Below are 21066 nucleotides of genomic sequence, written 5' to 3'. Positions count from 1 at the left end.
CCTTGAGGAAGCGAGGCCAAAAGCACTGGGGTCCTAAAGCGGCCGGATGAGTTCGGGGTACTTGGGGCTGAGGCTGTCCCCGGAAGATACTCCCCGCAGGCGGCGCGATACCCAGGGAGCCGCAGATTCCTTGACCCACCGGGCATTGGCCTTCAACGTTTCCACCCGGTTGGCCAAACGGATGGGCGCAAGTTCCGGCACCTCGATCGCGTGCTCGTGCTCCAGGACATCGAGCACCCGCCTTGCCATGTTCACGTGGCCGGCGGTGGACATGTGCATCCGGTCCTCTCCCCAGAGGCGCCAGTCGTCGTACTCGTCAAAGCGCCAGTAATCCACCAGCAAGGCTCCGTGGTCCTCGGCGATTTCGCGGACCAGTTCGTTGTAGATCGCGGTGCGGCCACGCATGGCGCTGAAGACTTTCGAGCCCTTGGCGTCAAAGCCCGTGAAGAGGACCACGGTGGCGCCCGTCGCGCTTAACTTGGCGATACCGGCGTCGTACTCCTCAAGAAGCGAGTCAATATCGATCTTGGGCCGAAGGATGTCGTTCGCCCCTGCGTAAAGGGTCACCAACGTAGGTTTCATGGCGACGGCGGCATCCACCTGTTCAGCCATGATCTGGCGGAGCTTCCGGCCGCGAATGGCGAGGTTGGCGTACCCGAAGTCCTCGTTGGTGCGGGCCAACTGTCCGGCCAGGACATCAGCCCAGCCGCGGACACCGTTGGGACGGCCGGGATCGTCGTCTCCGACACCCTCAGTGAACGAGTCCCCCAAGGCAACGTAACGGGCAGAAAAATCCATGCCGTCAGTCTGCCACTTCAACGACCAGGGCTACAAAGCACCGCTGGAGCGGATCACGAGTCACGGAGGATCCAGTGGTTGTTGTCCAGGCGGGCCACAATTTTCTCACCGATCCGGGCGAGGTCCGCCACGTCGTCCGGCGTCAGGGAATCCAGCATCAGGGTCCGCACGGATTCCACATGTCCCGGTGCGAGGTCGACGATCGTTGCCATGCCGGCTTCGGTGAGGTGCGCAACGGTCACCCGGGCGTCACCGGGATGCGCCTGCCGCTCCACCCAGCCACGTTTCTGCAACTTGGTCACCACGTGGGACAAGCGCGACAGGGAGGCACTCGTACGCGCGGCAAGTTCGCTCATGGGAAGGTACCGGCCCTCCGTTTCGGAGAGCATTGCCAACACGTTGTAGTCAAAAAGGGACAGTTTGCCGGCCGACTGAAGCTGGGTGTCCAACGCCGAGGGAAGCAAGGTGTTGATGCTCAGCAGGGCCAGCCAGGCACGGCGTTCGTCGGCGTTCAGCCAGCGGGGTTGAGTCATGAACCCATCTTAGGAGAATTCACAGCTTCCTTAGGTCCGCGCTCGGGCCCAACCGATAGGCTGACGGCATGTTCGTAGTCTCACTGACCTACAAAGTTCCCGACGAAATCGTCGACTTCCACCGCCAGGGCCATATGGCCTGGCTTAAGGACGCGTTCGACGCCGGTGTCTTCCTTGCGTCCGGACGTCGCGTCCCAGCCACGGGCGGCGTGCTGCTGTCCAAAGTGGACCGGGCAACCCTGGATGCTTCCCTGGCGCAGGACCCGTTCTACAGCAACGGTGTAGCCGAATTTGAGATCATCGAATTCACGGCAACCAGCGTGGCGGAAGGCTACGAGAACCTGCTGGACAGCTGAGGGACCCGCGCTTTCGCATCGGCCATCCCCAGCCGCTCGGGTAGCACCACCGGCATGAGGTCAGGCCACCGCGCGCCCACGTGATCGCCGCTGGATACGCCGCGAAGCCTGCGTGACAACCAAGGCCCGACGTCGCGCCTCAGCCAAGCGGCGTCGTCGGCGATGTTTTCCGTAAAGGTCCGCGGACGGGGAGCTGCGAGCACCGGTGATTCGAGCGAGTGAGGCGAACCAAGGACCTCCAGGACTTTTTTGGCCATATAGCTGTGGCCCGGAGTGGACATGTGCAATCGGTCCGGGGCCCACATCCGCTGATCCTGGAACTTCTCAAAGCACCAGTAATCCACCAGCAACGTTCCGTATTCAGCCGCGATCCGCCGAATGCTGCGGTTGTAGATTGCCGTGCGGACCTTGAGCGGCTCCAGCAAGGGCGAAAGAGGAACGTTGTAACCCGTAAACAGAAGGACCGTGGCTCCGCTGGCCACGATCCTCTGCACTGCATCCTCATAAGTCCGGATGAGCCTGCTCAGGTTGGGCCTTGCCATGAGCAGGTCATTGCCGCCGGCATAGAAGCTGACAAGTGTGGGGTTCATGGCCAGCGCAGGCTCGATTTGTTCGTCAATAATCTGTTGGAGCCGGCGGCCGCGGATGGCCAGGTTGGAGTATCGGACGGATTGGTCCTGCCGCGCCATTTCTTCGGCCACCCTGTCTGCCCAGCCCCGGCAGTTGTTGGGAAGCCTGGGGTCGGGGTCGCCTACGCCTTCGGTAAACGAGTCTCCGAGGGCGACAAACCTGAGCTGGTCCGTCACTTGGTTTGCTCCGTCATTTGGTGGCCTCTTCCATGAGCTTTTTCAAGCCGCCCTTCGGCGGGACCTCGACGGGGTGGGGCCAGCGCGGGCTCAGTGTGTCGCCGAGGGTGACTCCGCGCAGTTTCCGGCCGAACAGCGGGACCACCCAGTCGTTGACCCAGCGTCGCTGCTTCCGTTCCCATTCACGGACGGAAATGCGGGTGGGCGGATCCCACTCCTTTGGGGAGATCTTGTGTGGGACGTTGAGGTGGTCCAAAACCTGGGCGGCCAAATATTTGTGGCCCGCCTTGGACATGTGGAGCCGGTCCGGGGCCCACATCCGCGAGTCCTTGTAGGCATCGAAGCACCAATAGTCCACAAGGACTGCGCCGTAAGTGGCGGCGATCTCACGAACCCTTTGGTTGTACAGGGTGTTGCGCTTCTTGAAGGGCTCCAGGACCGCCGAAACCTTGACGTCGAACCCCGTGAAGAGGACCAGAGTGGCGCCGGTTTCGCTCAACCGGGCAACCAGCGACTCATAATCTCTGAGGAGTGCGTCCATGTCGGTGCCAAAATCGAGGATGTCGTTGCCGCCGGCGTAGAGCGTGATGAGTGTTGGCTCCATGGCAAGCGCCGGTTCGAGTTGTTCATCGATGACGTGCCGGAGCCGTTTACTGCGCACAGCCAGGTTGGCATACTCCCAGCCGGGCTGCGCCTTAGCCAACTTCTCGGCCACCCGGTCGGCCCATCCGCGCACCCCGTTCGGCAGGACTTTGCTCGGGTCCCCCACGCCCTCGGTGAAAGAGTCTCCGATGGCGACAAACCGCCGTCGAGCCCTGCTCCCAACCCCGGATTCCTCCCGCACCCCACCGAAGCTACCGGCCCCCGGTTACGCCAGAGCCAACCCCAAGTGAACAAGCCAAGGGGGAAGTGATAGAGCGTCGGCCGCTATCACAGGAGAAGTGATAGAGCGACGCCCCCAAACACGGGGGAAGTGATAGAGCGTCGCCCCCAAACACGGGGGAAGTGAGAGAGCGTCGAAAGGTGAGGTGCGCACGAGCCGCAGCGACGGTTTTGCAAAGGAGCGCATCGCGCCCCATCGTGGCGGGGAGGTCGCCCGGCGACCGTACCGCCACCTCTGGGGCGTGTCTAAGCGACGGCAAAACCGCCGCTTCGGCGCACCCGGCACGGCGGACCCGCCCAAAGCGCAACCGCCCCTGTGACCCCGCCCCTGTGCCCCCCAGACGATGCGGACTCGGCTTAGCCCTCCGCTTTGCCTCGGCGCCAGTAGCCCATGAAAGCAACCTGCTTCCGGTCAATACCGACGTCGCGCACCAAATACCGCCGCATTTCCTTGATCACGAACGCTTCGCCGGCGATCCACGCGTAGAACGGCAAGGCACCAGCGGGCAAGGTGGGATTCTTGGACGCTTCGATGGCTGCTGCGTCCATGCGCTGGGGGGTTTCCCAGAGGATGTCCTGGTCCACGTTGACGTCTTCGGGCTCGGGTCCGGCTGCGGTGCCTGCGCCCTTGATGCCTACCCAACCGGGCACGGGCACGGCCTTGCCCACGGCTTCTTTGAGGAGTTCGCCGTGGGGACGCGAGCGTCCGATGGCTGCGCCGCGGGCGAGCCAGGTGATTTCGATGTCGGCTGCCGTGGAGATGTCCTGGAAGTCGCCGGCTTCGGGTACCTCAAGGAAGGCGTGGCCGGTCATGTCGGCGGGCAGGCTTTCAAGGATGGCACTGATGGCGGGGACAGCTGTTTCATCACCGGCGAGAAGCACGCGCTGGGCCATGCCGGGACGCCATTCGATGCCGCCGTAGGCACCTGCCGTGGTGCACTGCGCAGCCCGGTTGTTGGGGCCGATGATGGTCAGGGCGTCCCCGGGTTTGGCCGCAAGGGCCCAGTTGGCGGCGGGTCCGCCGTTTCCGGCGTCGTCGAAGTGCATGACGAAGTCGATATCGATCTCCGGGTACACAGCATCAAGGCGTTCGGAGCGGACGGTGTAGGTACGCATGTCACCTCGGATGGAGGGATCCATGGCCAACCATTCCTGGTACCAGCCTGCTTCTTCCATCCTGAAGGGAGGCAAGGGAATGGCGTTGCCGGAAGCGTCGAAGGAGGGAATCATCAGCTTCACGCGCAGGTCCAGGGTGTCCCCGGCGACGCCGAATCCCCGCAGCGAGTAACCGCCAAAGGTGATGCGGCGGAAGTTCGGGCTCAGCTCCTGCACCGCCGTTACGGTGACGTCGAAGGCGAGGGTCATGGGCTCCACGGCACTCGTTGTTGCCTTCGTGGGTTGTGCACTCATGAAGCGATCTCCAGTTCGTTGGTTGAAACGGTGCGTGCGTGGTGGCGTCCGATAGGGACGATCAAAGGTGTGCCTGAGATGGGGTCCATCACCACCCGGGATTCGAGGCCGAACACGTTGAAAACGAGTTCCTCGGTGACCACGACGGGGGCCGGACCTTCAGCAACGATGCATCCGCCCTTCATGGCGATGACGTGATCTGCGTACCGGGCGGCGAGGTTGAGGTCGTGGAGCACGATCGCCACTGTGGTGCCGCGGCTGCGGTTGAGGTCGGTAATGAGGTCCAGAACTTCCACTTGGTGGGCAAGGTCAAGGTAGGTGGTGGGCTCGTCCAGCAGCAGGACCTCGGTCTCCTGGGCAAGGGCCATGGCAATCCATACGCGCTGGCGTTGTCCGCCGGAGAGTTCGTCGATGCTCCGCTCAGCGAGTTCCAGCGTGTCCGTTGCGTCCAGCGCGCGCTGCACCGCGGCGTCGTCGGCGGCTGACCAGCTGCGGAAGAAGCCTTGGTGCGGGTACCGTCCACGCCCCACGAGGTCCCGCACGGTAATGCCGTCCGGGGCAGTGGGGTGTTGCGGAAGGAGGCCGAGCGTCCGGGCAAGTTCGCGGGCGGGACGGGTGTGGATGTCCTTGCCGTCGAGGGTCACGGCGCCGCCGGCGGGTTTGAGGAGCCGCGACAAACCCCGCAGGAGAGTGGACTTGCCGCAGGCGTTTGCACCTACGATCATGGTCACTTTGCCTTCGGGGATCTCGGTGCAGAGTCCCTCTACTACCTTGCGTGCCTCGTATTGGAGCGTGAGGTCCTTGGCATTAAGGACGGCCATCTCAGGCCTCCTTTCGGTTCGATGTGACCAGCAGCCACAGGAGGAAGGGTGCACCCAGGGCGCCGGTGATGACGCCGACCGGGAGGACGGTTCCGTCGAGGATGACGGGGGCGATGTTGGAGGCCAGGAAGTCGGCGAGCAACACGATCAGCGCACCGGTAAGGGCCGACGCCGGAAGGCTGGGTTTGCGGACGATGCGGCGGGCGATCGGTCCGGCCAGGAATGCGACGAACGCTACCGGGCCGGCAGCAGCGGTTGCGACGGCGGCAAGCCCGACGGCGGTCAGCACCAGTCCCAGCCGCGTGGCGTTGACCCGGATTCCCAGGCCGGCGGCGGCGTCGTCACCGAGTTCGAGGATGCGCAACGGGCCAGCCAGGGCGATCACGGCGGGGATGAGGACCAGCAGCGAGACCGTCAGGACGCCCACGCGGTCCCAGGTAGCGGTATTCAGCGAGCCGTTGAGCCAGATGAGGGCGTCGGCGGCAGTGCGGACGTCCGCCCGGGTCATCAGGAAGTTGACCACTGCGTGAAGGGCGGCGGCGATGCCCACGCCGGCAAGGATGAGGCGGTTGCCTGCCGCGTTTCCGAGGCTTCCTCCACCCGCGCCCGAACCGCTGCGGGAGATCGCGTAGATGATGGCCGCGACACCAAGCGCTCCGATCAGCGCAGCACCGGAAACAACGGCTCCGGAGGCGCCGAAAATCACGATTGCCGTCACAGCTGCCGCGCTGGCACCTGAGCTGATGCCGATGATGTCCGGGCTGGCCAGGGGGTTGCGCAACATGGTCTGGAAAAGTGCACCGGCGAGCCCGAAAGCCACGCCGATCATGGTGCCAACCATCGCCCTGGGCAGTTTGTGCTCCATGACGATGAAACTGGCACCGGGGATCTTTTCGCCACCGGTGAGGTGGTTGATCACAATGGTGAAGAAGTCCGGGATGGTCACCGTGTAGCTGCCCAGGAGCACGTAGACGGCGAACATTGCCACGAGTGCCAGCGCGAGGAAGAACGTGGGGCTCAGCACTCGCCGAAGTGGCATTTGATGAGGGTGTTTGGGGGAAACACTGTCATTAAGTGCCAGCTCGGGGGCGGATTTGAGGACGGTCACAGCCCTGCCCCCTTTCCACGGCGGATGAGCCAGACAAACACCGGCGCCCCCACGATCGCAGTCATGATGCCGGCCGGGACTTCGCCCGGGAGAAGGATCACGCGGCCAATGACGTCGGCGGTGATGAGCAGGATGGGGGCCGACACCACGGAAAACGGCAGGATCCACCGGTAATCCGGCCCGGTCAACAAGCGGACGGCGTGCGGAACCACCAAGCCCACGAAGCCAATGGGGCCAGCCAAAGCAGTGGCCGAGCCACACAACAGCACAATCCCCAGCGCCGTGATGGCACGGGCCAGGACAACGTTTTGGCCCAAGCCGCGGGCAATGTCGTCACCCAGGGCCAGGCTGTTCAGGATGCGCCCGCCGCCAAGGACGATGATCGCGCCAACGGCCAGGAAGGGCAGGGCAGGCAGCAGCACGGACCAGTCACGCCCACCAATGCTGCCCACCTGCCAGAAACGGAAGCGATCCAGGGTGTCCTGGCTGGAAACCAGAATCACGTTCGTCAGGGAAACCAGGCCGGCGCTCAGCGCTGCGCCCGCCAGGGCGAGCTTGACCGGCGTCGCACCGTCACGTCCCAAAGACGCCACGGCATAAACCACGACGGCGGCCACTGCGGCCCCGATGAAAGCGAACCAGATGTAACCGGTCAAGGAGCCGATACCAAAGACGTAAATGCCGACAACCACAGCCAGGGCCGCGCCGGCGTTCAGGCCCAGGATGCCCGGATCAGCCAACGGGTTGCGGGCCACGCCCTGCATGGCAGCCCCGGCCAGGCCGAGCGCTGCCCCGGCAAGGAGGCCCAGGATCGTCCGCGGAATCCGTGCGATCACCACAGCGTGGTTGCCGTCGGCCGGATTGAAGTTGGTGAGTGCTTCCCACACGGTATTAAGGGGAAGCCCTCGGGCGCCGACCGCCAAGGATGCGGCACTCACGGCTGCGAGTACGACGACGGCCACCAGCAACCAGGCTGTGCGCTTGCCTGCGCTGCGGTTGCCTTCGCTGCGGCGGGTCCCGGTTCCCCCTCCGAATGCCGAAGCGCCCGGGGTGCCTCCAGGGACAGCCGGCACCAAAGTGCCGCTGCCCCGCCCCTGGAGTGCCGTCGTCGTACTCATTTTCATGGTGTTACTTGCTCACGGCTTCCGCTGCGCTACCCAGCTTCGGCAGGAAGGTATCCAGTGCCCACGGCAGGCTCAGCGGCGAAGAAGCGGAGATGGAGAGCGTCAGGGTCTGGTCCGAATCGGCAACCAGGCCGCCCTTCTTGATCGCCGGGATCTGGCCCAGCAGAGGATCGGCCTTGACGGCGTCGGCGGTGGTGGCGTCCGGTACCCAGGTCACGAAGATGTCGGATTCGAGCTCGTTGGCCTTCTCAGCGGACCACGGGATGAAGAATTCCGTCTTCGACTTGGTGTTTTCCGTGACGACCGGTGCCAGCTTCATGCCGATTTCGGAGAGGAAGCGGGGGCGGTTGTCGATGGCGGTGTACACGTTGGCACCGTCACCCTTGGCAGGCTCGAGGTTGCCGTAGATGAAGGTCTTGTCCTTGATCTGCGGGTACTTGGAGACCTTGTCCTTGATGGTGGCTTCGGTGTCCTCCACCAGCTTCTTGGCTTCGGCTTCCTTGCCCAGTGCCTTACCGATGATGGTGGTGCTTTCCTGCCACGGCGTACCGTAGGACAACTCCGGCTGCGCCACAACGGGGGCGATTTCGCTGAGCTTCTTATAGTCTGCCTCTTCCAGGCCCGAGTACGCGGCCAGGATGACGTCGGGGCTGAGCTTGGCGATCTCGGTGAAGTTGATGCCGTCTGCCTCGGAATACTGGACCGGAGCCTTGTCGGTACCAAAGCCGGCGCCGAGCTTCTCCAGTGCAGCGTCCTTCCAAGGGGTGGAGCCCTTGTCATTGTTGCCCCACTCGTTCTTGGGAACGCCAACCGGGACAACGCCCAGGGCGATCGCGACGTCATCATTGACCCACGAGACGGTGACTACGCGCTTGGGCTGTTCCTTGATGGTGGTCTCACCAAAGACGTTCTTGATGGTCACCGGGAAAGCAGCGGACTCAGCCTGCTCGGATGCCGGCGATGTGGTTGCCGGGCCTGTGGAGCAGCCAGTGAGTGAAAGGGCGACGGCGGCCAAGGCGGCCGTCGCGGTACCTGCAGTTTTCAGCAGGGCGCGGCGTGGGAGAAGGGATGCCACGGTACTCCTTAGGTAAGTGATGCGAACCTAAGTAAGGCTAGCCTACCCTCTGGATAATTAAGAAACGTTTGCGTCACGTAATCCACCTCATGGGCAAAATGGGATGCAGATCACACCCTCGCTCACATCCCCCGCCCTTCAGCCCAACCCTCGCTCACATCCCCCACCCTTCAGCCCAACCCTCGCTCACATCCCCCACCCTTCAGCCCAACCCTCGCTCACATCCCCCGCCCTTCAGCCCAACCCTCACTCAGTGGACATCTCCCCTCGGGTTTTGGGAAGATAGCGGCAGCGGACTACCGCTTCCAAAGGAATCGAACGAGGGGATGAGCGTGCGCACTGTTTCAGTTGCCGCAGCCATGGTTGGCGAGGTGGCCGCTTTGGCCTGCTTGGCACTCCCCCACCCGTCGGTATCTTCCTAGGCTCATCTCCCGAACACCACTAATTTCGGGTCCCTTTGTTGCGCCTGCTTTCCCGGATGACCGACGACTTCTGCCATTTCCCGCGCGCCCGAACTCTGCGCGGACGTCGACCATTTCCGAAAGAAGCATTGCCATGCAGAAAATTACTGCCCAACAGATCCGCTCATCCTTCATCAATGCAAGTCGCTCCGAGGCGGCCAAGCTCAATCTCCCCCGCGACTTTGAAACCATCAATTGGGACAACCTGGAGTTCCTGGGTTGGCGGGACGAAAAGATGCCCCAGCGCGGCTACCTCGTGGTTCAGCACCGGGGAAAGCTCACCGGGATCATGCTCCGTGCCCCCGAAGGTGGATCCGGAAAGAGGCGCGTGGTGCTGTGCGAACTGTGCCGCGATGTCTTCTCCAAGGATGACGTCTACCTGTGGGTTGCCAAGAAGGCCGGACAATCCGGCAAGGACGGGAACACAGTGGGGACCCTGATCTGCGCCGAGTTCGGTTGCAGCGCCAACGTGCGCAAGGAACCGCCCGCCAACGAGATCAACCCGGACCCGGCCGCCGTCGTTGTTCGACAAATCGCAGGCCTGGAAGCCCGGACCGAACAGTTCCTGGACCGCGTCCGCGCGAAGTAGGACCTGAAGCAACGCGGGGTAATAATGGCCCTTTCGCACTCCCCGAGGGGGCCACAAGTGACCCCGCGTTGCTGTTACCGAAGGACGATGTCCACAGGGTTGGCTTCGGAGCGCCACGCGCCCGGTTCGCCCGGACCGGCGATGACGGGAGCTGTCAGCACGCCCGAGCGGTTGGTGCGCTTGTCCCGGAGGATCTCGGTAACGGATCCAAGGTGCCGGGACAGGTCGATCACGTTTTCCGGAGCCGCCAGCAACAGCTGGAACCCGAACTCGTGAAGCGCCTTGATGCCGGCGCCCGCGAATTCCTCCGAAGCCAACACGAACGCTTCGTCCATCATTACGGTTCCGTAGGTGGTGAACCCTTGCTCGGCGATGCCCAACTGGTAGCTCAGGGCAGCGGCCATGATGAATGCCGTGAATCGCTGGCGCTCACCCCCGGACATGGAACCGGTATCGGCGTGCATGAACACTTCGGTCTTCTTTTTGGTTGCCTTGCCGGTGCCGGCTTTACCGGGGGCCTTGCCCGCCTTCGAAGCTACTTCGCGGTGCTCCTTGCACTGGATAAACAGGTGCCCACGAACGTCCAGCACCTCGGCACGCCAGCGGCGGTCCTCGGGAGTTTGCGATCCGAGGCGCTTCACCAAGGTTTCCAGCGACTTGTAGCGGGCGGTGAGCTCGGCGTCGTCGTCCACTTCCGTCGCTGAAGCAGCTCCCCGGGACGGCCGGGTGTGCTTTGCCTTCAGCGCGTTCTGGATCGCGTCCTTGAACTGCTTGGCCGTGGCCGGAAGCGTCTGCTTGATGTCCAGTTCCAGGAAGCTGCCCTCATGGAAATTGACCTGGGACAGGATGCCGTTCAGGGGCAGGATGCGGCTGGTGATGCTGCGCCGTTCCTCATCCAGCAAGTGCAGGAGCGTACTGAACGACTCGTGGGTGCGCTGGTTGAAGAACAGCCGGAACTCGGCCTCTTGGGCGGGCAGTCCGTCGCTGACGATCGCGTGATACCGGGACTCGAAGTCGCCGGCTGCTCCGATCGATGTACCGTGGTCGGCGCTGATGGCACTTCCCCAGTCGCGGACGAACGCCTCGAACATGCGTGTCAGCCGCTCGGCGGTTGCCTGTCCGCGCGATTCAGCGGCATGAAGCTCGTCGAGCAACTTGTTGCGGACGCTGTTGGCCAGGTTGTCGAGCTCGTACAGCTCGGAGACATCAGCGACGCCGTCAAAGTAGGGTTCCAGCGCGGTGATGGTGGAGGCCGACGGCGGTGCTTGCTCCAGCTTCAACCTCGCGGCATCGAGCAGGCCGTCTGCTGTGGTCATTTTGTGGTCCAGCGCTTTGTATTCGCTCTGCAACACGGCGGCCGACCCTGTGGAGGACTGGTGCTTTTCCCGCACGGCCTCGATGTTTGCACGGAGTGGCTCCAGGTCGGCCTGCGCGGCCAAGGCGTCCGTCAGCCGCTGCTCAATGCGGGCCAGTTCGTCCGCGGCCACCGCTGCGGAGACCTGCTCCCATGGCCGTTCGTCTTCGGCTACCCGGCGCAACGCCTCGAGCTGGCGGGCCATGCCCTGATGCGAATCCTCGCGGCTCTGGGCCAGTTCGGCAGCCTTCACCAGCTCGTTTTCCAGCTCGCCCACCCGTGCGGCCACCAACTCGAGTTTGGAGGCGTTATCGAACCCGAGGACGTAGTCCTGGCGGCTGGTGAAACGGTCGTCTTTCTCCACGGTGTGCCGGTTGCGCTTGACCACGCCACCCAGGCTCAGGCCCTTGTCCATCCCGGCCAGCTGGTCGGGATCCTCGACGCACGGGTACGCGAAGTCCACGGCGATCCGCTCGCGGATCCATTCCCCGGCGTCGGCATTGGCGCCCGAGGTGAGGATGCTCAACTTTGTCAGGAGGTCGCCGTCGGACACGTCCTCCACAGCCAGCGCGCCACCGGCGAGCGGCTTGGACACATCCACTGCGCGGAGAGCGCCACGGACGGAGTTGTCGTTCAAGTACCGGGTAACTGCGGCGAAGTGCTCTCCCGGAACCAGCAACGTGGTGGCAAGGTTGCGGAGGGCGCGCTCAGCCGCCGGGCGCCACTGGTCCTGCCCTTCGGCGAGGTCGATCAGTTCGCCGCCAAACGGCATCCGCTCTTCCGGGACGCCGGTTGCCGCGGCGATGGCGGCACGGTTTTCGATGCTCGACGGCGGCAGCAGGGACTTGCGCGAGCGGAGCGACAAGAGTTCCTGCTGGGCCGCGGCAAGCTCCCGCTTCTTGGTGGCATGGCCGTCGAAGGCCTCGAAACGGAGCTCCTTCAGGGCCTCCGAATCGTCCTTCAACTCTGCCGATCGAGCTGCTGCCTGCTCATGGGCCTGGTCCCAGCCCTCGGCGGACCACTCAAGGTTCAACCCGGCGTCGGCCAGCGCTTTCCGGGCCGAATCCTCAACTTGCTGACGCAGCTTAAGGCCAACGCGGGCGTTCTCCAGCGACTGTTCAATGGCCGAAATCGCGTTGCCGCCGCGGTTGTTGTAATCCAGCTCAAGATCGCGAAGCTCCTTGGCCAGGGCGTCGCGGACGGTGCGCTCCGCGGCGAGTTCCTGCGCCTTGGACTGCGCGAGCTCCTTAAACCGGGCCAGCGTCTTTGCATGCACAGTCACTGCGAGCTGCTGCTTGTAAGCCTCAAACTCCTCGCCCGCCAGTTCCCGGAGCCGGTTCGCGTCCAGCAATGCCTGCGCGTATTCCTTGTTCAGCCCGGGAACCGGAGCAAGCTGGTCCCGCTGCTGACGGACATCTTCCAGCCGCTGCCGGATGGACATCAGGTTGCTGAACTCCTCCACCACGTCATCAGCGGCGGCCAGAGTCGCCGGGGCGTCAAGCACCTGGTCACGGAAGAACGTATTGACGCTTCCGCCCAAGCCCTTGCCAGCCTGGATCACGCGAAGCAGCGGCAGCGCCTGGTCGGAGTTGATGCCCAGCAGCCTGCGGAAGCGCTCGGCGAACGCCTTATGCACATCGAAGACCTGGCCTTCAGGGAAAATCGACTCCAGCGCGCCCTTGGTAAACCGCTTCTGCGCAATCCCCTCAATGGCCTCAAGATCCAACGGCTTGCTGTCGATCACGTAGAACCGCCCGACACTGGACTCAGTGCCATTTTTGGGAAGGTCGAACAGCGCCGACACCGTCACCTTCGTGCCGGCTGCGTTATCAAACGTCAGCGCGACGGCGGACCAGGTGGCACCAGGGCGCTGGAAGGCACTGGCCGAGCTGTCCCCCACGGCCTTGTCGCCAACCTTGCCGCGCATGTAGGTGAACGTGGTCCTCTTGTCCTCCACAGCACCGCCGGACCGCTGGGCAGCAGCCTCATTCGAGCGCGGCCGGGCATCGAAAACGCGCAGCATCGCATCAAAGAGAGTCGACTTGCCGACGCCCGAGTTGCCTGTGAGCAGGGTGCCCTTGCGGTCCACGTGCATGGTGTGCGCGCCATGGAACGTGCCCCAGTTGACCACCTGGACGAGCGCCAACCGCATCTGGCCCGGGTTGGTGAGTTCGCCGAGGGGGAGCATGCTTGCGATCGTCACTTGCCTGCCTCCGCTGTTGTTGAGTCGCCTTTCGCGGCGGTACCGGACACATGCTCTGCATGCTCGCTCGTACCTCGCTTAGACGCATGCTGCCGCATGTCTCCGGCATCGCCGCTCGTGCCGTTCCCGACTTCATCGGCATCTCCGATTTCATCCGAAGAACGCTCGACGTCGGTGCTCACCTCTGCGGACCCGTCACCTTCGGAATCGTCGTCCAGCTCGTCACCTATAGGGGCGGGGTGGTTGGCGTCAGAGGGGTCGAGGTCCAGGAGGGGTTCTGTTCCGGACTCGTCCGCTGCTACTGCTATCAGTGCCTCGATCTGGGCCGGGATGTCGCCGATGTTCTCGAAAGGAAGGGCCAGCGGGAGGGCGTTGCTGATGGTGTAGCTGTCATCCAGCTGGGTGGGGAGGAGAAGTTGGCGGGCCAGGAGTTTGGTGATGGTCCGGGTTACGACGTCGGAGTCCCGGAGGGCATCTTGTTGGCCTGCAGGGGTGTAGTTGGCCACGAGGTCGGAGATCTCTTCACGGGTGATGGTCGGATCTGTCTGGGCTGTGACATGGCGGTCCAGCAGGAGCCGCAGGCGCAGCAGGACGATGGTCTCCACGCGGCTCAGGGCCCGCTGCTGCCGAAGGATGCTTGACCGGGAACCGGCACCGATGATTTCGGGGTCGACTGGGCGGAGGACTGCAATCTTGCGGTCGTGATCGAGCTGGAGAGTGAGGAACAGCTCGGAGAGCCGGCTGCGGAGGATCAGCTGGTTGTCCAAGAGCGTGGTCCACAGTTTTTCGTCACGGCCGCCGTCGATGTAAGGGCCTTTGAGGAGCTTCACCAGAGCATGGCGGACCTTCATGGGGAGCACCCCGGTGTCACCAGGAAACAGGGCAGCCCCGTAAACAAAGGAGTCCCGCGGCGTGACCCGGAATGGGTCCGCGTGACTGATGTCTGCAGCTGGATCCGCCGCAGGTTCAGCAGCTTCTGTCGCCGGCTCCACAGCCTCCGCCGCGTCCTTGGTCCCCTCCGTGGTGACCTCAACCGCCTGGGCGGGTTCCGGCGTCGTGGTTTCCTCAACGGCGGGTTCCGGCGTCGTGATTTCCTCAGTCATCAGAATCCTCATTCAGCGTAACGACCGGCAGGTACGCAGTGCGGGTGCTGCCGTCGATTTGTTCGAAGTCGATGTGTTCCCAGGCGGCGCGATCGAAGGCCGCACCCGTCTGGAGGGCCATGGAGAGCAGGGTGCGCACAGTGTTGATGTGCCGTTCCTCAGCGGGGAGGTTCTCCCATGCCTCGGCCAAGGTAGCGGATCCCGCCATTGCCGCCCGGACCACGGCAGGCTTGGCTTTTCCGGTTCGTGCGGACCGGACCCGGTCCGAGTCGCTGAAAGCGATGGGGTCGGCAAGGCGCGGGGGTGTGGCAAATTCGTCGGGATCGAAGAGTTTGACCATGGCCAGAGATTCGAATCCGGCGTTGAACAGCACAGGTCCGGGAACCAGGCCGGGCCGGTCGCGCTCGTACGGCAAGGAGCGGATCGCTTGCTCGGCTTCGGCAAGTACTTTGCGGAGGCTGACCGATTGCCGGACGTCGTCGCTTTGGATGTAGGTGTTCAGGCTTTCGGAAAGCTTGCCGTAGATCCGCTGGATCTGGCTGTGCTGGGTGCGCAGTTCGGCCACCAGGTTCTTCAGGGTTTCGCGGTCTTCCGGGGTGAGGTCGTCTGCAAACTGCCGGCTCAGCACCTCGCCGATCGCCGAACGGAACCGCAACTGCTGCTGCGGGTCCTCCAGGAAAGCGGTGAAGGACCGGAAGGTGCGTCCCTCAGGGCTTTCCCGCAGCCGCTTGTCGGCTTCCAGGACCTGGGCCATGGTGGCGCCCTTGCTCAGGGATTCCTCGATGATCTGGTTCCGGAGTTCGCCCACCAGTTCTTCGATGCGGTCGCGCATTTTCTTGTAGTCAGCGGGCAGGCTGGCGGCGAGGTCCAGGATGTTGCCGGCAGCTTCCACCGCCTCTTCATCGTCCAGGAGGCCATCGAACTCGCCGGAGCTGATGTCCTCCACCAGCTGCTGCCGCTCTTGGATTTCTTCTTCCAATGCCTCCAGCCGCGCGCTTTGGTCCGGGTTGGTCTCATTGGCGAGCTTCTCCACGTCACCCAGCAAAGTGCCAAGCCGTGATCCATTCAAGGTTGAACGTTCGCTGGACAGGCTGTCGAGGAACGCCAGGACACGGGCCGCTGGCTCGGTCACTTCGTAAACGATCTGGCCCGACTGGTTCCGGCGGGTCAGGAATTGCTTCCGGGTCCATTCATCACCGAACAGCTTGCCGTTCTGTTGGCCGCCCAACGCAGGGTCCTGGCGCCGGAGTTGCTCAAGGAAAGCGTCGACGTCGGCATGGAACTCTTCGAGCGGAAGCTGCGGACGGGTGCGGGTGAAGGAGGCCTGCAGCACCGCGATCACCCACGGCGCCGAACGCGTCAGGGCCCACGCCGGCCCCTTGGTCAGCTGTTCGAGGTCACGGAGCCTTGCACTGATTGCATCGGCGGAAGACATGGCTGAACGGGACAACTACTCTCCTTCAGCTGCTGTGAAACCTGGCTGGCAGCGAAAACTGCCCCGTACAAGGTTAACGCAGAGCGTCGGAGCCTCCCCACCGCAACCATTTCGTAACCTACCGTGCGGTATGGTTTCGATCCCATATCAACGCGGCCACGGCACGTTTCCACTCTGGCCGGAACGTACCTGGCACCCCTAGTGTCAGAGCATCGACGCAGCCACGCCGCGCCGACCCACGCACCGTCGCTCCGGGGGGAACCATGGATTTCGATTTCACTGCGCTGGAAACAGGCACATACGTAGTTATTGGAACACTGTTTTTCGCTGCGCTTTTGGTGGCATTCATCGCTGCAGCAGCAATGGCAACAATCGTTCTTATCGGCGCAATGGGCATGGTTTGGTACGCCGTCAAAGGCGTCCTCGGCGGCCTCGTCCATGGCATTAATTTTGCGTGGGACCGTTTGGTCCACCACGCTGGACAAGTGGAAATTCCGGCCGAATTCCAGCCCCAAATTTCCACTGGCACGGGTAGCTACCCGCGGGTAGCATTGAGGGACAGCTGAAGGGTTCCCACCCGAGGCGGACCCTGGCTCCATCCGGCATAACCGGCTAGAGGAGTTATCCCATGACGTCCGCCACTGACAACAGTCTCGCCGCAGCAAGCGTCAACGCCACCGCAGAAGAAGCCCGCGCCGTCGCCGAAGCCGCCCGTGAAACCGAATGGAACCGGCCCAGCTTCGCCAAAGGCCTGTACCTGGGCAGCTTTGACCTCAGCCTCATCCACCCGTGGCCACAAGCCAAGGGGGACGATGTAGAACGGGGCGAGGAATTCATGGGCCGGTTGCTCACGTTCGCCAAAACCATGTCAGGCCGCGTTATTGAACGGGACGCAAGGATTCCTGACGAGTACCTCAAAGGCCTCGCGGACCTGGGCGTTTTCGGCATGAAGATCCCCCGCGAATACGGGGGCCTGGGCCTGTCCTTGGTCTATTACGGGCGCGCTTTGGCCCTTTTGGGATCCGTGCATCCAAGCCTGGGTGCGCTGATTTCCGCCCACCAGTCCATCGGGGTGCCGGAGCCGGTCAAAGAATTCGGCACGAGCGAACAGAAGCAGGAATACCTGCCGCGTTGCGCCGCCGGCGCCATCACCGCTTTCCTCCTGACAGAGCCCGACGTCGGTAGCGACCCCGCGCGGATGGGCGCCACTGCCGTATTGTCCGACGACGGCGGCTCTTACGTTCTGGACGGCGTGAAACTGTGGACCACCAACGGGGTGATTGCCGAACTGGTGGTGGTCATGGCCAGGGTCCCCGCGCACACCGATGCTGATGGCACCGAGCATAAGGGCGGCATCTCGGCATTCGTTGTGGAGATGGACTCCCCCGGGATCACTGTGGAGAACCGCAACGCCTTCATGGGGCTGCGCGGGATCGAGAACGGGGTAACCCGCTTCCACCAAGTCCGGGTCCCTGCCGCCAACCGGCTCGGCCGCGAAGGCCAAGGACTCAAGATCGCCCTCACCACCCTTAATACGGGACGGCTTTCCATCCCCGGCCTCTGCGTTGCCGCGGGAAAGTGGAGCCTGAAAATCTCCCGCGAATGGTCCAACGCACGGACCCAATGGGGACGCCCGGTTGGCCAACACGAAGCCGTCGGCAAGAAGATCGCTTTCATCGCTGCCACCACTTTTGCCTTGGAAGCCGTTTTTGAACTGTCCGCCGAGATGGCGGACGCAGGGCAGAAGGACGTGCGGATCGAGGCTGCGCTGGCCAAGCTGTGGTCCACCGAGCTGAGCTGCCGGATCGCCGATGAACTGGTCCAGATCCGTGGCGGCCGGGGCTTCGAAACCGCCGACTCCCTGGAAGCCCGGGGCGAGCGTGCCGTCCCGGCCGAGCAGCTGCTCAGGGACCTCCGCATCAATCGGATCTTCGAAGGTTCCAGCGAGATCATGAAACTCCTGATCGCCCGCGAAGCAGTTGACGCACACCTTGCAGCCGCGGGCGACCTCGCCTCAGCGGATGCGAGCTTGCAGGACAAGGCGAGGGCCGCCGTCGGGGCCTCAGGTTTCTATGCGAAATGGCTGCCGAAGCTCGTAGCCGGCGCTGGAATGGATCCGCGGTCCTACGCGGAGTTTGGGCGCCTGGCCAAGCAGCTGCGGTTCGTCGAGAGGTCCTCCCGGCGGCTGGCGCGGCAAACCTTCTACGGCATGGGCCGGTGGCAGGCGAAGCTTGAACACAAGCAGGCATTCCTGGGCCGGATCGTGGACATCGGCGCTGAGCTGTTCGCAATGGCAGCCTGCTGCTCGCGCGCTGAAATGCTGCTGCGCAAGCACCCGGAACAGGGTGCTACAGCGTTTGAACTGGCCGAGGCCTTCTGTGAACAAGCGCGGGTGCGGGTGGATGAGTACTTTGACCAGCTGTGGAGGAACACTGACGACGGCGACCACGGGCTCTCGCGCAAAGTCCTCGCAGGAGACTACGCCTGGCTGGAGGCCGGAGTTTTGGACCAGTCCGAAGGCACCGGGCCATGGATCGGCGACGCCTCGCCCGGCGCTTCAACCAAGGAGAACCTGCACCGCAACTACAGGTAACTTCCTAGCGGACGTCACCATCCACGTAGAACCAGCGCTTGCCTTCCCGAACAAAACGGCTGGCTTCGCGCTGGACTCCGCGTTCGCCGTCGAGCCTGTAATGAGCGGCGAACTCCACAGTGCCGGAATTGTCCAGGGGGCCGCCCTTATCTGTAGAGAGAATGTCCAGCCTCCGCCACTGCATGTCCTCATCGAGGTCCATGGATTGCGGCCTGGTTGAAGCATGCCAGGTGCGCAGCAGGTAAGCGGGATCAAGGACCACGAACGCCGAATACCTGGAACGCATGAGTTGCTCCGCTGTGGGTGCATCGGCATCACCGCGGTGGAAACGGGCACAGCAATCCTCGTACTGGTCGCCGGAAAGGCAGGGACAAGCGCCGTTGCGGAGCCGGGTGGTATCAGGGGTCACAAGGTCCCAATCTGAGGCAGTAAATGAGAGCTGGGCAACATATTTTCCCACGCCGTATAACAGCTTTGAAACAACCCCGCCAGAGTAGGGGGCGGCGCGTGATTCCGTCGGTGCTGGACCGTAGGCTGGATACGCAAGCTGGGTGGGCAATGCGCGCATCACAAAACGACAGCCAGGGGAGGCTACGTGGAGGATCCGACAACACTCGCCATCAACTTGACCTATTTGGGAACACTGGGACTCGCTGTCCTGATGTTCCTGGGTCTCGGGTTGATCATTATCATCACTCTGGTGGTCGCCGGGGTGGGGCGGCTGCTGTCGATTATTCTCCTGGCGATGGTGGGTATTTTCCCGAAAAAGGAAACCACACGCATCGTTCAGTTGCCCCCGCGACCCGCCCGCGTTCCCGATCCTGTGACCGGCGGCGATACCCCGGCGGTTGCTGATTCTCCGCTCGATGACCTGGCCTACTTGGAAACAGGTTCCACAGAGCGGGTGCAGGCTGCGGCAACACTCGCACCGGCTGCCGCCCCGGCCCGGGCCACTGCCGTCCCTGCGGGGTCTGCCTCAGCTCCGGTTCGGCCTGCTGAAGCGCCGGTTGGGTCTGCTGAAGCGCCGTCGGCATCGGCAGAAAAACCAGCCAAAGAACCCGCCGCGGCCCCCGAACCAGCGGCCCCGAAGCGGGACCTCCTTGGAGGCGTTCGACGCCGGCTCTCGGGTACGGCGGCTGGGCTTAAGGACGGCGCGTGGAAAGACAAGGTAGACCCGCGCAACCTGCCCAAACCGGCAGAGGTCAAGTCAGTGGTCGAACACCAGACCGCACACCATCCGATCGTTGTGGCAGCCACCAAGGAACCGCCTGTTCTGGCCAAGGACTGGGCTGACGCTGTGGCCGAGGCGGACCGGCGTGCAGCGGCCCGCGCGCAGGCAGGACAGCCGCCGGCCATCAAGGTGACCGTCCGGGACATCGGTGAGCCAACGCCGTCGTCCAGTAGCGCAAAACAGGGCCCGAACAGCCCGGATGCGTCGGCAAAGCCGGGTGGCGGGAACGGCGGAGGCAACAGCCGGAACGGCGTAGGCGACAACGGCGGCGGGACAAGCTCCGGCGGGACCGGCGGCGCCTCCAAGAACGGTGCCGGCAACGGCGCGTCCAACGCCTCCGGCAGCGACGCAAAGAAGTCGGGCCCGAACACTTCCAAAAATGGGAAGTCTCCGAGCCCAATCCGAAAAGGTTCGCTCAGCAGCGCCAGCCGCAACTCCTAGCGGAAGCCAGACAGCCAGAAGCCTGGCAGCCCGATACTGGGCCGCCAGGTACTAGGCAGCCAGGTACTAGGCCGCCAACTGCCGGAACGTTGCGCCGTGGTAGATCAATGGCTTCGATTCGAGGTTGATGGTGGTGGCCTTGACCTCCAGGACGACGATCGCGTGATCACCGGCGGGAGTCTCCGAAACGACTTCGCATTCAAAGCCCAGCACGGCGCCATCAATCAGGACGGCGCCTGAATCACCCACGCTTGTGGCCAGCCCGGCGAAACGGTCCCGCGTTTTCGAGGCCAGCTGCAGTGCCGCAGCTTCCTGGCCCTCGGCGAGTACTGATACACCGAGGCGTCTGGCCTGGCGCAGCTTGGGCCACGTCGTGGAAGAGTTCTGCACGGCGAACATCACCAGCGGCGGCTCCAGGGAAACCCCCACGGTGAAGGACGATGCCACCAGGGCTTCCGGAGTGAAATCCACCATCGCACTGAACGCCGCAACTCCCGACGGGAATTGCGCAAAGGCCGCCTTGATGGCCGCCGTTTCTTCCACTGTGGTCTGAGTCATTCCGGTATCCCCTATCGCGTTGCCTGAGTTCCTTTCCCATAATTCACCTGCTTCCGGGAACGGCAATATTTGTTGATCCGAAAGACATTTGTGTTGCCGCGTGTCAAGAAATATCGCGAAGTAAGGCCTCTTGCATTACCTCGCAAGACGAAAAACGAAGAAGTTCTACCGCTTGCGTTTATGCC

18 protein-coding genes and 1 pseudogene are annotated in these 21066 nt (G+C 63.5%); 5 read left to right on the top strand and 14 right to left on the bottom strand.

Annotation, left to right across the window (positions count from 1 at the left end):
- Positions 1-33 precede the first annotated feature (33 nt).
- Together AC6JA3_RS02160 and AC6JA3_RS02155 are read right to left on the bottom strand one after the other, a co-directional pair.
- Positions 34-798, bottom strand: coding sequence for an SGNH/GDSL hydrolase family protein (locus AC6JA3_RS02160; RefSeq protein ID WP_026548416.1), 765 nt, complete (start codon positions 796-798; stop codon positions 34-36).
- A 53-nt stretch (positions 799-851) separates the two neighbouring features.
- A complete protein-coding gene (locus tag AC6JA3_RS02155) occupies positions 852-1331 on the bottom strand; it encodes a MarR family winged helix-turn-helix transcriptional regulator (protein ID WP_026542716.1) in 480 nt (159 codons plus the stop codon).
- Between the two features lie 68 nt (positions 1332-1399).
- Between AC6JA3_RS02155 and AC6JA3_RS02150 the strand changes: the two genes are divergently transcribed.
- Positions 1400-1687 (top strand): YciI family protein, encoded by a 288-nt coding sequence (locus AC6JA3_RS02150; protein WP_223943916.1) that lies wholly within the window; start codon positions 1400-1402, stop codon positions 1685-1687.
- On the opposite strand, the gene AC6JA3_RS02145 is transcribed toward AC6JA3_RS02150, so the two are convergent.
- The 7 genes from AC6JA3_RS02145 to AC6JA3_RS02115 form a co-directional block, all read right to left on the bottom strand.
- Complete coding sequence (locus AC6JA3_RS02145) at positions 1663-2493, bottom strand: SGNH/GDSL hydrolase family protein (protein WP_347782457.1); 831 nt, start codon at positions 2491-2493, stop codon at positions 1663-1665. The genes AC6JA3_RS02150 and AC6JA3_RS02145 overlap by 25 nt on opposite strands.
- A gap of 13 nt (positions 2494-2506) precedes the next feature.
- Positions 2507-3337, bottom strand: coding sequence for an SGNH/GDSL hydrolase family protein (locus AC6JA3_RS02140; RefSeq protein WP_347782456.1), 831 nt, complete (start codon positions 3335-3337; stop codon positions 2507-2509).
- Between the two features lie 395 nt (positions 3338-3732).
- Positions 3733-4785 carry a siderophore-interacting protein gene (locus AC6JA3_RS02135; RefSeq protein ID WP_347782455.1) on the bottom strand — a complete coding sequence of 351 codons (1053 nt, stop codon included), beginning with the start codon at positions 4783-4785 and terminating at the stop codon, positions 3733-3735.
- Positions 4782-5606, bottom strand: coding sequence for an ABC transporter ATP-binding protein (locus AC6JA3_RS02130; RefSeq protein WP_347782454.1), 825 nt, complete (start codon positions 5604-5606; stop codon positions 4782-4784). Before AC6JA3_RS02130 ends, AC6JA3_RS02135 begins: the two co-directional genes overlap by 4 nt.
- 1 nt (position 5607) lies before the next feature.
- On the bottom strand, positions 5608-6645 hold the full coding sequence (locus tag AC6JA3_RS02125; RefSeq protein ID WP_347782453.1) for a FecCD family ABC transporter permease: 1038 nt from the start codon (positions 6643-6645) through the stop codon (positions 5608-5610).
- A 65-nt stretch (positions 6646-6710) separates the two neighbouring features.
- The gene (locus AC6JA3_RS02120; RefSeq protein WP_347782452.1) at positions 6711-7838 is read right to left on the bottom strand and encodes a FecCD family ABC transporter permease; all 1128 of its coding nucleotides are present in this window, start codon (positions 7836-7838) and stop codon (positions 6711-6713) included.
- A 4-nt stretch (positions 7839-7842) separates the two neighbouring features.
- Positions 7843-8913, bottom strand: coding sequence for an iron-siderophore ABC transporter substrate-binding protein (locus tag AC6JA3_RS02115; protein WP_026542708.1), 1071 nt, complete (start codon positions 8911-8913; stop codon positions 7843-7845).
- A 555-nt stretch (positions 8914-9468) separates the two neighbouring features.
- On the opposite strand from AC6JA3_RS02115, the gene AC6JA3_RS02110 reads away from it, so the two are divergent.
- Positions 9469-9963, top strand: a complete 495-nt coding sequence (locus tag AC6JA3_RS02110; RefSeq protein WP_026542040.1) for an FBP domain-containing protein — start codon at positions 9469-9471, stop codon at positions 9961-9963.
- 74 nt (positions 9964-10037) lie between these two features.
- Here the strand turns inward: AC6JA3_RS02110 and AC6JA3_RS02105 are convergent, their stop codons facing one another.
- From AC6JA3_RS02105 to AC6JA3_RS02095, 3 genes and pseudogenes are all read right to left on the bottom strand, one after another.
- Positions 10038-13520 (bottom strand): ATP-binding protein, encoded by a 3483-nt coding sequence (locus tag AC6JA3_RS02105; RefSeq protein ID WP_347782451.1) that lies wholly within the window; start codon positions 13518-13520, stop codon positions 10038-10040.
- 236 nt (positions 13521-13756) lie between these two features.
- A pseudogene (locus tag AC6JA3_RS02100) lies at positions 13757-14623 on the bottom strand (DUF4194 domain-containing protein); the annotation flags it as partial.
- Entirely contained in the window at positions 14616-16073 is a 1458-nt protein-coding gene (locus tag AC6JA3_RS02095) for a DUF3375 family protein (RefSeq protein ID WP_497919859.1), read from the bottom strand. The gene AC6JA3_RS02095 and the pseudogene AC6JA3_RS02100, both read right to left, overlap by 8 nt.
- A 248-nt stretch (positions 16074-16321) precedes the next feature.
- Here AC6JA3_RS02095 and AC6JA3_RS02090 point away from each other — a divergent pair, with 248 nt between their 5' ends.
- Together AC6JA3_RS02090 and AC6JA3_RS02085 are read left to right on the top strand one after the other, a co-directional pair.
- Positions 16322-16624, top strand: coding sequence for a hypothetical protein (locus tag AC6JA3_RS02090; RefSeq protein WP_026542043.1), 303 nt, complete (start codon positions 16322-16324; stop codon positions 16622-16624).
- Positions 16625-16686: 62 nt separating this feature from the next.
- Positions 16687-18651, top strand: a complete 1965-nt coding sequence (locus AC6JA3_RS02085; RefSeq protein ID WP_026542044.1) for an acyl-CoA dehydrogenase family protein — start codon at positions 16687-16689, stop codon at positions 18649-18651.
- A gap of 4 nt (positions 18652-18655) precedes the next feature.
- Here the strand turns inward: AC6JA3_RS02085 and AC6JA3_RS02080 are convergent, their stop codons facing one another.
- Entirely contained in the window at positions 18656-19060 is a 405-nt protein-coding gene (locus AC6JA3_RS02080; protein ID WP_238324940.1) for a YchJ family protein, read from the bottom strand.
- Positions 19061-19246: 186 nt separating this feature from the next.
- Here AC6JA3_RS02080 and AC6JA3_RS02075 point away from each other — a divergent pair, with 186 nt between their 5' ends.
- Positions 19247-20323 (top strand): hypothetical protein, encoded by a 1077-nt coding sequence (locus AC6JA3_RS02075; protein ID WP_026542046.1) that lies wholly within the window; start codon positions 19247-19249, stop codon positions 20321-20323.
- A gap of 66 nt (positions 20324-20389) precedes the next feature.
- On the opposite strand, the gene AC6JA3_RS02070 is transcribed toward AC6JA3_RS02075, so the two are convergent.
- Positions 20390-20881, bottom strand: a complete 492-nt coding sequence (locus AC6JA3_RS02070; protein ID WP_026542047.1) for a flavin reductase family protein — start codon at positions 20879-20881, stop codon at positions 20390-20392.
- Positions 20882-21066: the final 185 nt, after the last annotated feature.

Source organism: Arthrobacter sp. TmtSoilC79, from assembly GCF_059739405.1.
The sequence above is the reverse complement of the archived record's forward strand: the minus strand, read 5'-3'. Positions and strand labels throughout refer to the sequence as shown.